This is a genomic window from Citrobacter sp. 50677481, assembly GCF_001463265.1.
In the GTDB taxonomy this organism is placed as follows: Bacteria; Pseudomonadota; Gammaproteobacteria; order Enterobacterales; family Enterobacteriaceae; genus Citrobacter_A; species Citrobacter_A sedlakii.
In genome coordinates, this window is record NZ_LNHZ01000064.1 from 17,515 (window position 1) to 29,467 (window position 11,953).

Below are 11,953 nucleotides of genomic sequence, written 5' to 3' on the forward strand. Positions count from 1 at the left end.
CCGACTGAATCCCGATGGCACTTCGCTAATCGGGTTATAACGGGGTGGCTGGATTAGGCGTTTACGTTACTCTCCAGCAAACAAAAAAGCCGCTGAATTTCAGCGGCTTTTTTATCAGAAGAAATACTTCGCGCCAATACGTATCTGGTTTTGTTCCCGGTGATAGGGCTCGACGTTACGGTCCAGCCAGCGTAACTCTAAGTACGGCAACCAGTGCGCGTTGATACGATAGCGGAAGGTATTGGTTATTTCCCAATGATGGTCTTTACCGTTGCTGCTGTTGAAATCATTCACCCGTATAAAATAGTGTGGCTCGAAGGTATAAGAGAACTTGTCGGTAATCATAAAATTCCAGTAATTACCGATCTCATAGGTATCATTATTATCCAGCTCGCCGTTTAAATCGGCGGAGCTGTAATTGTTGTGGTTATAGCGGTTGCGTACTGTCAGGTTAAACCAGGGGGTAAATTTATAATTTACATCCAAATAAACAGCACCGCTGGAACCAATACTTTTATCGGTAATCAATCCACCGGGCTGGATAGTGAGTTTATCCGTTGGCTTAAACAGCGGATACCAGCCTTCAATCTCGTTATAGCCATGCTTGAGTTCATCGGTGCGTTGCAGGGTATACGTGTTGGTGAGCATAATACCTGCGCCCGTATCGGAGTTATAGCCCACGCGCAGCATGAACTCCATCTGATCGGAAGCCAGGTTGTACGCCTCACGATTTTCGACATAGGCGCCAGCAAAAACAGAGGTGGATATCACCGAAGACAACAGCATCATTGTGTTTAGTGTTTTCATCATAAATCCATTTTATAAGCGTAGGGAAGCCGCCATCCCTAAGATGGAAATAGCGGCGGGCTCTGATTAAATATCTACAGTAGCGATGTCTTTATTATTATGTGAAAGGCTTTCAGGATGTTTGGTTTTTTTCCGTTGATTAATTTCCTCAATAATAAACGCGAAACGCGCTTCGTTCAGTTTATAGAAGAACCCCATGGTTAATGCGGCAATAATTGCCAGCCCGCAAGGCCAAAGAAATATCAACTGGCGTAAACCCAACAGCGTGGCATCGCTTTGCGCGATATTGGGGATATAGCCAATCTGAGTGAGCATGATCCCTGGTAAGAATCCTGCCAGCGCCGCAGAGATCTTGCGCGAAAAGGTATAACCGGTGTACACCGAACCTTCCGCGCGAATGCCTGTTTTCCACTCACCGTAGTCCACCGTATCCGGGACCAGCGCCCAGTTCAGGCTGTTTACAAAGGCAGTGCCGAAAAAGGCGATGCAGGAGAAAATAATAAAGGTCAGCGAGGTACTGCCCCAGAAATAATTAAGGATATCACCCAGTGCCCACAGCACCATCCCGCCCAGATAGACTTGCTTCTTGCCAAAACATTTTACAGTCCAGGGGACGAGAATAACGCCCACTAAAACGCATCCCATGCTAAAGAATCCCATCCACGATAACAGATGGATATCGTTCAGTACGTATTGCGCGTAATAAACCTGAATTGCTAACTTAATGTTGAAGGCGGCCAGTGTACATAGATTCGCCAGGCAGAGCACAAATAAAGGGGGATTGCGGAATATGGCGTAAAACGATTTAAAGATGCTGATTTTATGTTCTGTTGACGGCCGCTCGATGTAATGCTCTTTAACGCCTTTGAAGCACAGCAGCATAAATCCAAAACCGCAAACGGAAAAAATTAACGCCGCGCAGACGTAGCCCAACGAGGTCGACGAAAATAAGGCCTGTAAAGGCATAAACGCCACGGTGCAGACGAGTAAACCCAGCGTTGCGCCTCCCTGACGAAAGGCAGCCAGTTGAGCCCGTTCATGTGAGTTTTTGGTTATCGCGGGAATCATCGCGCCATATGCACAATTCATCAGGCTGTAAAACAGGCCAAACAACATAAACAGACCGGTGGCAATCGCCGTTTTCACTGGCAAACTAAATGTCGTGGCAATGAACTGTACCGTCGTAATAATAGTGGTCGGAATCGCCGCATATAAGATAAATGGCCTGAATTTCCCCATTGGACCAATATTTTTCCGCGAATCTAGCAGAATACCGGTTAGCATATCGGTGAAGGCGGTAAAGAATTTCGCCACCAGGAAAATAATCCCGCCGTACCATGCAGGCATTGCCAGTTCATCGGTGTAAAATTTCAACAGATATAGCGTGCCGATGCTTAACATCAGATTGGAACCAATATCGCCCAGTCCGTAGGCGATTTTTTCCCGTAGGCTTAGTTTACGTGTTAGCGGATCGTGATCAGACATAATAAATCCCCGTAGCGCCCCGCAGGGCGCCATTCATTATCATTATGCGGTTGCGCGTTTACGGGCTTCGATTTCATCAACGATGCGGATGTACATTTTTTCATTGAGGTTATAGAAACAGCCCATCGCGATGATAGTGACAACCGCCAGCACGCACGGATAAATAAAGATCAACTGGCGTAACCCTTCGACCGTCCCTGCAGACTGCACCACGTTCGGCACATAGCCGATTTGCGTCAGCATCCAGCCGGGGAAAAAGCCCGCCAGCGCCTGCGAAACTTTACGGAAGAAGGTGAATCCGGTGTACACCGTCCCTTCTGAACGCACGCCGGTGCGCCATTCGCCGTATTCCACCGTGTCGGACACCAGCGCCCAATTCAGGCTGTTGACGAAAGCGGAGCCAAAGAATGCCAGGCACGAGAACGCGACAAAACTGACCGAACCGCCGCCGAAGAAATAGTTCAGTAAATCTCCGGCTACCCAAATCAGCAGGCCGCCGATGTAGACCTTTTTCTTGCCAAAGCGGCGTACCATTCCCGGCATCAAAAACACACCAATGAAGATACAGCCCATGCTGAAGAAGCCCATCCACGAGAGCAGAATCGGATCGTTCAGCACGTACTGGGTGTAATAGACCTGGATCGCCAGCTTGACGTTGAACGCGCCCAGGGTGCACAGGTTGGCGATACAGAGAATAAACAGAGGACGGTTACCGGCGATGGCGCGGAAAGACTGCAACAGCCCCGGTTTCTGCGTCGCGTCAGCCGGTTTCACCTCGACATAACGCTCTTTGACGCCAGCATAGCACCACCACATAAAGAGCAGACCAAACAGCGAAAATAGGGTGGCGGCAAAGATATAACTTAACTGCGCGTTGCCTTCGATCAGGTTCATCACTGGCACAAACCCGACCGTACAAAGCAGCAGGCCCAACGTAGCGCCGCCCTGGCGCCAGGCGGCAAGCGAGGCGCGTTCGTCCGGGTTTTTGGTAATCGCAGGCACCATTGCGCCGTAAGAGCAGTTCATCATGCTGAAGAACAGGCCATACAGCATAAACAGTACCGTCGCCATCACCGTTTTCCCGGTAATTTCAAAGGGCGTGCCGACAAAGTTGGCGATAGCCAGCAGCGTCACCGGAAACGCGGCATACAGCACGAAAGGACGGAATTTGCCCTTTGGACCGATTTTACGCCGCGAATCGAGCATAATCCCGGTTCCCATATCGGTAAACGCGGTGAAAAATTTTGCGATAAGGAAAATGATCCCGCCGTACGTCCCCGGTAAACCTAAGACATCGGTATAAAACTTAAGTAAATAAAGCGTACCGATATCCAACAGGATATTGGACCCTAAATCACCTATTCCATAGGCGACTTTTTCTTTAAATGGCAAACGTAATGTTGCTGGGTTGGCTGTATTTTGACTCATGATTATCCCTCATTCGCCCGCGGGGTACTCCCACGGGCGAGCCTGATCAGATTTGGCGTAACGACGCGAACAGCGACGCCCACTCACTGCTGGCGCGATAAAAAACCGGTGGTTTGCCGATAGGCGCATCCACGGTAATCTCTCCGCCTTGATGAGCTTCACCGGTCCAGACGTTGATCCAATTGTCCTCTGGCAGATACAGCGTCCAGTCGCAGCGTCCCTGCTCATGAACGGGCGCAACCAGCAGGTCCTGGCCCAGCAGGTACTGGTATTTCAGGGTGTAGGTGGTCGCGTCGTCTTCGTAATGCAGGAACAGCGGACGCATCACCGGCAGGCCTGTCGCCGCGTTTTGCGCGACGGCGTCTTTGAGATACGGTTTCAGGGTTGTGAAGACGGTGGTCATACGGGCAAAGTGGGCAAGGGTTTCCGCATCGCCGTCAAACTGCCAGTTATCGCCCGGGCGGTTGCCTTCGTGGGTACGCATCATTGGCGTAAAGGCGCTAAAGTCGCACCAGCGCAGTAGCAACTCCTTCGTGCGTTTCATCTCAAACAGCGTGGTGTAACCGCCAATGTCGCTATGGTGCAAGCCGTGACCGGTCATCGCCAGAGAAAGCGCGGCAGGAACAACCGACGCCAGACCATCGTCGAGACTCCAGTCAACGTTCTGATCGCCTGCCCACATCATGGTGGAGTATTTCTGGCTGCCGGTATAACCCGCGCGCATAAAGAACAGGATTTCGCCGAGCTTGCCGGTCTCTTCCAGCGCTTCGTAGTTACATTTCGCCCACAGCGCAGGCCAGGCGTTATGCATAATTTCGGCGCTGACGCCGTTATGCAGATACGTATCCGTCGGCAGATACTCGCCAAAGTCCGCCATCCAGCCGCCGCAGCCGAGTGCGATCATGTTCTTTTTGATCACATCCTTGAACCAGTTGTAGGCTTCCGGATTGGTCAGATCGACCACGCCGCCATAGAACTCGCCAAATTCAACCAGATAGTCGCCACCTGTGGCATCTTTCGCCAGATAGCCGCGTTTTGCCGCTTCGGCACAAAGATCTTTGTCGCTGGCGACATACGGGTTGATGTAGGAGAGGAACTGCACCCCTTCGGCGTTCCATTGTTTTATCCGGCTGTCCAACCCGGGGTAGTTGTCGCTGTTCCACTTCCAGTTCCACATCACGCGCTTGCCGAAGGAGGTCATGCGGATCCCGGACCAGTCCTGTGCCCAGATACCGTTTACCTTCACCCCCGCGTTACGCATGGTGTCCAGCTTCTGCTGGCAGATCTCGGTACCGCCCTGAATACCGAGCGTAACGCCGTCATAGACCCAATCCGGCAACTCGGGCTGGCGGCCCAGCAGCGCCGTCAGTTTTTCGAGCAGAGAAATGTAAGTGTCCGCGCATTCGAAGCGCAGAGTCGTGTTATCTTCCCAGAACGCCAGCTCGTGATAGTCCGGCGCGCTGAAGTCGAGATTCATATAGCAACTGTTATCGACGTGGCAGTAATACTTCTGGGTGCTGACGAAAGTGGGCTGCGGGAAGAAAGTCCAGTAATAGTCGCCGCCCGCGTTCTCTTTGCAGTCGGCCTGCCAGGTGACATAGCTCTGTTTGTTACGTCCCACGCCCTGTTCGCTGGTCCACAGCGGGAACGGTTTGCCGCGCAGATCGAAGTAAGAGAACTGCTCGCCGCAACCATAGATATGGTCTTCCGGCTTCGCGGCCAGCCGCAGCCAGATACGGTTATGGCTGCGTTCGCCGTTTTGCAGGTTCAGCGTCAGGCGGCCTTTGTCGTCGGCACAGACGTTCAGGGTGGCATTGACCGCGTCGCCGCGGCTGAACAGGATCCGCCAGCCGTCCGGGGACTCACTGACGGTCGCCTCGGTCAGGGCGATTTTTTCGTTCAACTTGTCTTTAATACTGAAGTTGCCGCGGAACATGTCGATATCGGCCACGCCTGCGCCAATCCACAGGCACGGGGATGCCGTGCTGTGGTGAAGGAGAGGGCGTTGTTGGTAGAATAAAGTAAAACCGTTCTCACTTTTCTCTAACCGGATATTCAGTAAAAACTCATCTTTCAGACTCATATCAATATCTCCATTCATTGAGGAGCGTGGGACGGGTAATGTATTTATGTTTTTTAGATTTTTAATAAGTGCTAAAACATAACGATCAGCATGTTTTATTTCGCCTCATCAGCTTTGCGAATCTCGGCGATTTTTTTACCAAACAACAGCTGTAACAGCGCCAGTAATAGAAATGGCGGTAACAGGGCAACAATCGCAGGAATTCCCATTGCGCCTTTGATTAACATCGCGCCAGAGGCAATCAGTAATAAAAAGACCAGCACACGAAATACCTTCACTGAGATACGTTTATGAACGTATTGACCTACCAGCGATCCCAGAATCATCGTCGGAATACAGAAAATCACCAGCTTGAAGGTCGAAATAGTCAATATTCCGCTGGTTGCCAGGCCGCCGACCACGGCAATATTATTTGCAGTAAAGAAGGCATTCAGCGTCCCACGAAAAGCCGCCGGTCCTAAATTACGTAACATGCCATACATCACCACCGGCGGACCATTGGTGGAGAACGCGGCACCCAGCGCACCGGCGACTGCGCCAAGCGGCGCGGCGATCCATCTGCGGTCATAAACGGGCAGGCGGGGAATGAACATGCTGTAAAACGAGTACAGGATCAGAAACGCGCCAAGCCCTATTTTCATCATATGATCGGGCAGAAACGTCAGCGCATATAAGCCGACCGGAATGCCGAGAAATGAAAAACCAATTAACACCGCAGCGGAGCGCCAGTCCGTTTCTTTTCGCGAAAGCCAGGTTGCATAGATAGCGGTTGCGGTGCCGACAATAACCGATAAGGGCGTAGCCATTTTTACCGGCAACATTAGGGTGATAAGCGGCATCGTCGTCAGCCCGCCGCCAAAGCCAGCGCAAATTCCCACAAAGGTATAAAGGAACATTAATGCAATGACGATTAATACCACGTTGGTATCTAACATGACGCCATCAGGCGTGAATAAATTAAAAAAATCCATGGTAATTCCTTATAGTTAATCCAGACCTAAACCTGGCGACGCAAATGACGCGCTGAAGCCTTTAATTGTTATTCGGTTACTTTTATTGAACTCAGGGCTCCTGGCGTTCGCCTTTAATAGATAAAAAGAGACGATGACGTTTCCCTGGTTGCAGGTAGATGAGATCGATTGCCGAATTAAAAGCATTCGGTGGACAACTCATAGGTTCAACCGCCAGTCCCTGACGATTTAACTTTTCACCGCTGTATATCTGTAACCACGGCTGATCGGCGTACAGAGTTACAGAAAGTCCTTGCGCTGGGTCGGTAATATTGACTTCCCACGTGCGGGAATCGGTTTTAAATGTGTGATCGATTTTCCGTGTGCCAATAGTCCGTGGAAGGGAAAAGTCCAGGTCCAGTTCTTGCGCCGGATGTAGCGATGTGGGATTTGAACGACTATCTACCGCAAAAACCTGTTTTGCCGGAATTTGCACCCGGTAGTTATCGACAGGCGAGAGGTTACAGGTGAGATAAGGGTGAATGCCCGCGCCATAGGGGGCCGGAAGTTGTCCGGCATTTTCACTGATTATCTCTACGGACAGGCCTTTTTCCCGATCCAGCGAATAAATCACCGTTGTAAATAAAGAGAAAGGATAACCATAGCTGGGAGGTAAAAATGCCGTCAGAGTGACGTTATCCGGTGCCGCATCAGCGACCTGCCAGTCGCGCCAGGCCAGAAAACCATGAATGGCGGCGCGTGAAGCGTGCTCATTCACCGGCAACTGAAATTCCTGCCCCTGATACCGATAACAGCCATTCGCAATACGGTTAGGCCAGGGAACAAGCACTTTCCCCAGATGTGCGGGCGGCATTTCTTCCGGGTTATGCGGTATCACCAGGTGGCAGCCCTGATATGTTAATTCCGCAAGTCCGGCGCCAACGGTCACAATTTTTGCGCGGTAATCGCCTGCTGTAAGGGAAAGGGTTTTCCCCCCGCTATGCAAACGTATTTGCTGCATACTTATCCCCTGACGGCATATCAACGCAGAATGTTGATATGCCGTATTACGTTGGTTTTACTTAGCGTTTATGTCCAGTAACCCGGCGGCGACGGCGGGCGCCAGGCCCGGCGCTAACGGGATGCGTGGAATCACCAGACAGTGAAGCAGGTGGTAAATATCCTGTTTACCGTCCCAGACTTTGGTGGTGACCTTGTTGTCAGGATCAAGCTCCTGCCACCAGGAACCATTTTCGTAGTCCATCAGGTATTTAATGCAGTAGTCCCACCATTTCTGATACCAGTTTTCATACTGGCGATCGCCTGTCACGGTATAGAGCGCATATGCCGTTCCCATCGCTTCCACGATCGGCCAGCGTACACGTTCCCGCACGATGGGTTTACCTTCCCAGTCTACGGTGTAAACGATGCCGTCAGCGCCATCCGGCGCCCAGGCGTCGCGGATAGTGGCGTGGAACAGCCCTTTGGCGTCTTCCAGCAGCCAGGCGGGAGGTTGCTCGCATCTGGCTTCAAACGCGGCGTGGATATGCAGCATCAAGCGGCCCCATTCAATCCAATGGCCGGGCGTGCCGCCGTAGGCGCGGAAGCGGTGAGCCGGATTGTCTTTGTTGTAATCGCGGATGGGATTCCAGTTGACGTCGAAGTGCTCATTGACGCGATACTCGCCTTTACGCGCGACGTCGTGAATAATCACCGACGCGATACGCACCGCACGGTCAAGCCATTTACGGTCATGTGTGACGTCATAGACGATCAGGAAGGCTTCGACGGCATGCATATTGGCGTTACCGCCGCGGTAATCTTCGGTTTTGCTGAAGGCTTCGTCCCAGGATTCAAGGCACATCTGCTCTTCTTCGCTCCAGAAGTATTTTTCAATGGTTTCAATGGCATCATCGAGTAACTTTCTGGCTTCCGGATGGCCAGTGGTGACCGCGCTGGCGGCACCGAGCAGGACAAAGAAATGCTGGTAACCCTGTTTGGAAGCATCCATCACTCCCTGATCATTAACGCAGGCGTACCAGCCGCCATATTTTTTATCCCGCAGTGCGCCATTGAGGGCTTTAATCCCATGCTCAACGAGATCGTAAGCCCCCGGTCTGCCCATCGCGGCGGCGACAGAATAAACGTGCAGCATACGAGCGGTGATCCACAAATGGGTCCCCATCTCTTCTTTTACCTGGCCTTTATTACCCAGCCAGCCGAAGCCGGTTGGCACCGCTGCATTTTTACCAAAATCAAAGATGCGATCCGTTTCTTGCTCCAGCCAGCGGTTGTGGCTTAAGGTGTTAAACCATTTCATGTGCATTCCTCGTTTAATTACGTTTAGCCATCATTTCGTCGACGATTTCGCCTAATCGCTGCAGTTTCGGTACAGAGATGTCGCGTAACATCATGGTGGTATCCGGCAGCCCAATCACTGACGACCAGACCGCGCGGCCAGCCAGGAAGCCGGATGCGCCAGCACGCATCGCCACACTGACCGCCCGCGGGAATAACTTTTCATCCACGCCGGAGGAGAGAATCACCCACGGCATCGCGATATGCTCATTCAACCGCTGGGAGGCCGACAGCAGTTCCTGCTGTGAACCTTTGCCGTACAGCGGCATTTCGACTTTGTAGAGGTCGGCGCCGCTGTCGCCCAGCTCTTTCGCGGCGTCGATGATGGCCTGCTCGCGATCGAATTTATCGCCGCGACGCGGTGGGCGAACCACGGGTTCGATAATGCTCAACAGGCCGTTGCTGTGGCATAGCGTGTTGAATTCTTTCACCATATCCAGACGTTGCTGTGCGTCTTCATCACTGCGCCACAGCACCAGCAGCTTCAGCGCTTTTGCGCCATCCTGCTTCACGGCCTGAGGGTTAATACTTTTGTCGATTGTCACGCTGTCGACGGGAATGCCGTTACCCGGAATAAACGCATCGGCGGCGACGATCATCGCGCAGCTTTTGGCGACCGCGTTTTGTTCCACCACCTGGCGGTAACAGAACTGCTCATCCAGCAGAATCGCCGAGGCATACGGCGACAGTATTTTTGCCGCGTTGACTTTGAAGTCGGTCAGATGCTGATCCGTCACCGGCGTCGGCGCGCCTGCGGCGGCAAACATCAGGCGCATTGCTTCGCGCTGATCAACCGCCAGCATGGCAAAACCGCCGGAAGGTCGGGTGATATCTTTCAGGGTGTACGTCGTCATTCTTCAGTCCTTTTGCGTATCAAAATGGTTATTTCAGTCCGGCAGAAGTGCGAACCTGTTCGAGAATCGCTGTCCAGTCTTCGCGGCCGCGGCCAGCCGCCCGCGCCTGGTTATAAACCTCACGGGAGGCGGCGCCGAGCGGCATCGGGACGTGCAGGTGGTTGGCGACATCCAGCGCGATGCCCAGATCCTTGTGTGCCAGATCGATCATGAAGGCCGGGGAAAGATCCCCTTTCAGCACCTTGTTCGGCCAGGAGGTTGTGAAATGGCCTTTCCCGGCGGGGGTCCCGCTCATGACTTTCAGGGCCACCTCAAAAGAGAGACCGAGTGCTTCACAGAGCACAGCGGCTTCGGCGGACAGGGCGTTGAGCGCAATGCTCATGTAGTTGTTGATGAGCTTCACGCGGATACCCATGCCCGGCCCTCCGGCATTAATCAGCTCGTTACCCATTGTCATCAGCAACGGCATGGCCCGTTCTATCTGTTCCGCGGTGCCGCCCGCCAGCAGAAGCAGCGTGCCGGCCACGGCGTGATCGGAGGTACGGCCAACGGGCACGTCCATCATTTCGAACCCTCTGGCGCGCATGTCGGCAATCAGGCTATCGGTCTGTAAGGGATGAATGGTCGACATATCAATCACCAGCGCCTGCGGCGACAGGGCTTCGCAAACGCCCTGTGCGCCAAACAGCACGCTGCGCACCAGATCGCCATTCGGCAGCATGGTGATAACAAACTCAGCGCCTTCCACGGCCTGCGCCGGACTGCTGGCTGGCTGAGCGCCTTTTTCCACCAGGCGCTGTACGGCGTCCGGATTGACGTCGAAGACGCTGAGTTGGTGACCCTGCTTCAACAGGTTGCTCGCCATCGGCGAACCCATTTGCCCTAATCCGATAAATGCTACTGCTGCCATAACGTCCTCCTGAGACGTGGATGTCATTTTTTGTCATTCATTGCTGCTTGTTTTGTCTGTTTTTGATCGTATTTGTAATTTATGGTCAAAAAATTGACAGCCGTCACTTTTTAAACATTTTGTGAAATTAAAATAAATCCCATCCCGAACTGCTTAAGGAACGACCATGATTCGCATTGCTTGTGTAGGAATTACCGTGATGGATCGCATCTATTACGTAGAAGCGTTACCGACAGAAGGAGGTAAATATGTGGCAAATCGCTATACGGAAGTGGGCGGCGGGCCTGCTGCGACTGCCGCAGTGGCTGCGGCGAGGCTGGGCGCGCAGGTGGACTTTATTGGCCGTGTGGGCGATGACGCCACCGGAAACACCCTGCTGGCGGAACTGGAGTCCCTGGGGGTGAACACGCGCTATACCCGGCGCTACGCGGGGGCGAAGTCATCCCAGTCGGCGATTACCGTCGACGCCAAAGGGGAGCGGATTATTGTCAACTTTCCCAGTCCGGATTTACCGCCAGACGCAGACTGGCTCAGGGAAATCGACTTTTCGCAGTGGGACGTGGTACTGGCCGACGTTCGCTGGCATGAAGGCGCAAAACAGGCCTTCACGCTGGCGCGCGAGGCGGGCGTCATAACGGTACTGGATGGCGATGTCACGCCGCAAGACATTCGCGAGCTGGTGGCAATGTGCGATCACGCAGCGTTCTCTGAACCGGGACTGACGCGTTTAGCGGGGACAGAAAATGTCATTGATGCGTTAAGATACGCACAAACGATCACAAATGGTCATGTGTATGTGACTCGCGGCAGCGATGGGTGCAGTTGGCTCGACAAGGACCTGCTACGACATCAGCCCGGCTTCGCCGTTGAGGTTGTCGATACCACTGGCGCGGGCGACGTTTTTCACGGCGCGCTGGCGTTTAGCCTGGCTTGCGGTGAGGCGCAGCCAGAGGCGGTCAGATTCGCCAGTGGCGTGGCGGCGCTGAAGTGTACCCGACCCGGTGGACGCGCCGGGATCCCCGACTGTGATCAAACCCGCTCTTTTCTGTCACTTTTTGTATAAAATTGCAGGGCAATG

10 protein-coding genes are annotated in these 11,953 nt (G+C 53.0%); 1 reads left to right on the top strand and 9 read right to left on the bottom strand.

The window, feature by feature from the left end:
* Positions 1 to 114 precede the first annotated feature (114 nt).
* The 9 genes from ompL to yihU all read right to left on the bottom strand — a co-directional run bounded on the left by ompL (position 115) and on the right by yihU (position 10,875).
* Complete coding sequence (ompL, locus tag APU02_RS19375; protein WP_060570969.1) at positions 115 to 807, bottom strand: porin OmpL; 693 nt, start codon at positions 805 to 807, stop codon at positions 115 to 117.
* A 66-nt stretch (positions 808 to 873) separates the two neighbouring features.
* A complete protein-coding gene (locus APU02_RS19380; protein ID WP_060570970.1) occupies positions 874 to 2,292 on the bottom strand; it encodes an MFS transporter in 1,419 nt (472 codons plus the stop codon).
* 42 nt (positions 2,293 to 2,334) lie between these two features.
* A complete protein-coding gene (locus tag APU02_RS19385) occupies positions 2,335 to 3,720 on the bottom strand; it encodes an MFS transporter (protein WP_060570971.1) in 1,386 nt (461 codons plus the stop codon).
* A gap of 46 nt (positions 3,721 to 3,766) precedes the next feature.
* Positions 3,767 to 5,803 carry an alpha-glucosidase gene (locus tag APU02_RS19390; RefSeq protein ID WP_060570972.1) on the bottom strand — a complete coding sequence of 679 codons (2,037 nt, stop codon included), beginning with the start codon at positions 5,801 to 5,803 and terminating at the stop codon, positions 3,767 to 3,769.
* Between the two features lie 95 nt (positions 5,804 to 5,898).
* Entirely contained in the window at positions 5,899 to 6,774 is an 876-nt protein-coding gene (locus tag APU02_RS19395; RefSeq protein WP_060570973.1) for a sulfite exporter TauE/SafE family protein, read from the bottom strand.
* Positions 6,775 to 6,865: 91 nt separating this feature from the next.
* Positions 6,866 to 7,774 (bottom strand): aldose-1-epimerase, encoded by a 909-nt coding sequence (locus tag APU02_RS19400; RefSeq protein ID WP_060570974.1) that lies wholly within the window; start codon positions 7,772 to 7,774, stop codon positions 6,866 to 6,868.
* A 57-nt stretch (positions 7,775 to 7,831) separates the two neighbouring features.
* Positions 7,832 to 9,073 carry a sulfoquinovose isomerase gene (yihS, locus tag APU02_RS19405; RefSeq protein ID WP_060570975.1) on the bottom strand — a complete coding sequence of 414 codons (1,242 nt, stop codon included), beginning with the start codon at positions 9,071 to 9,073 and terminating at the stop codon, positions 7,832 to 7,834.
* A gap of 13 nt (positions 9,074 to 9,086) precedes the next feature.
* Complete coding sequence (gene yihT / locus APU02_RS19410; RefSeq protein ID WP_060570976.1) at positions 9,087 to 9,965, bottom strand: sulfofructosephosphate aldolase; 879 nt, start codon at positions 9,963 to 9,965, stop codon at positions 9,087 to 9,089.
* A 28-nt stretch (positions 9,966 to 9,993) separates the two neighbouring features.
* Entirely contained in the window at positions 9,994 to 10,875 is an 882-nt protein-coding gene (yihU, locus tag APU02_RS19415) for a sulfolactaldehyde 3-reductase (protein WP_060570977.1), read from the bottom strand.
* A 166-nt stretch (positions 10,876 to 11,041) separates the two neighbouring features.
* On the opposite strand from yihU, the gene APU02_RS19420 reads away from it, so the two are divergent.
* Positions 11,042 to 11,938, top strand: coding sequence for a sugar kinase (locus tag APU02_RS19420; RefSeq protein ID WP_060570978.1), 897 nt, complete (start codon positions 11,042 to 11,044; stop codon positions 11,936 to 11,938).
* Positions 11,939 to 11,953 lie beyond the last annotated feature (15 nt).

Coding starts and splice junctions, on each gene's coding strand:
- ompL (WP_060570969.1), bottom strand. CDS start 807: ATGAAAACACTAAACACAATGATGCTGTTGTCTTCGGTGATATCCACC.
- APU02_RS19380 (WP_060570970.1), bottom strand. CDS start 2,292: ATGTCTGATCACGATCCGCTAACACGTAAACTAAGCCTACGGGAAAAA.
- yihU (WP_060570977.1), bottom strand. CDS start 10,875: ATGGCAGCAGTAGCATTTATCGGATTAGGGCAAATGGGTTCGCCGATG.
- yihS (WP_060570975.1), bottom strand. CDS start 9,073: ATGAAATGGTTTAACACCTTAAGCCACAACCGCTGGCTGGAGCAAGAA.
- yihT (WP_060570976.1), bottom strand. CDS start 9,965: ATGACGACGTACACCCTGAAAGATATCACCCGACCTTCCGGCGGTTTT.
- APU02_RS19390 (WP_060570972.1), bottom strand. CDS start 5,803: ATGAGTCTGAAAGATGAGTTTTTACTGAATATCCGGTTAGAGAAAAGT.
- APU02_RS19385 (WP_060570971.1), bottom strand. CDS start 3,720: ATGAGTCAAAATACAGCCAACCCAGCAACATTACGTTTGCCATTTAAA.
- APU02_RS19420 (WP_060570978.1), top strand. CDS start 11,042: ATGATTCGCATTGCTTGTGTAGGAATTACCGTGATGGATCGCATCTAT.
- APU02_RS19395 (WP_060570973.1), bottom strand. CDS start 6,774: ATGGATTTTTTTAATTTATTCACGCCTGATGGCGTCATGTTAGATACC.
- APU02_RS19400 (WP_060570974.1), bottom strand. CDS start 7,774: ATGCAGCAAATACGTTTGCATAGCGGGGGGAAAACCCTTTCCCTTACA.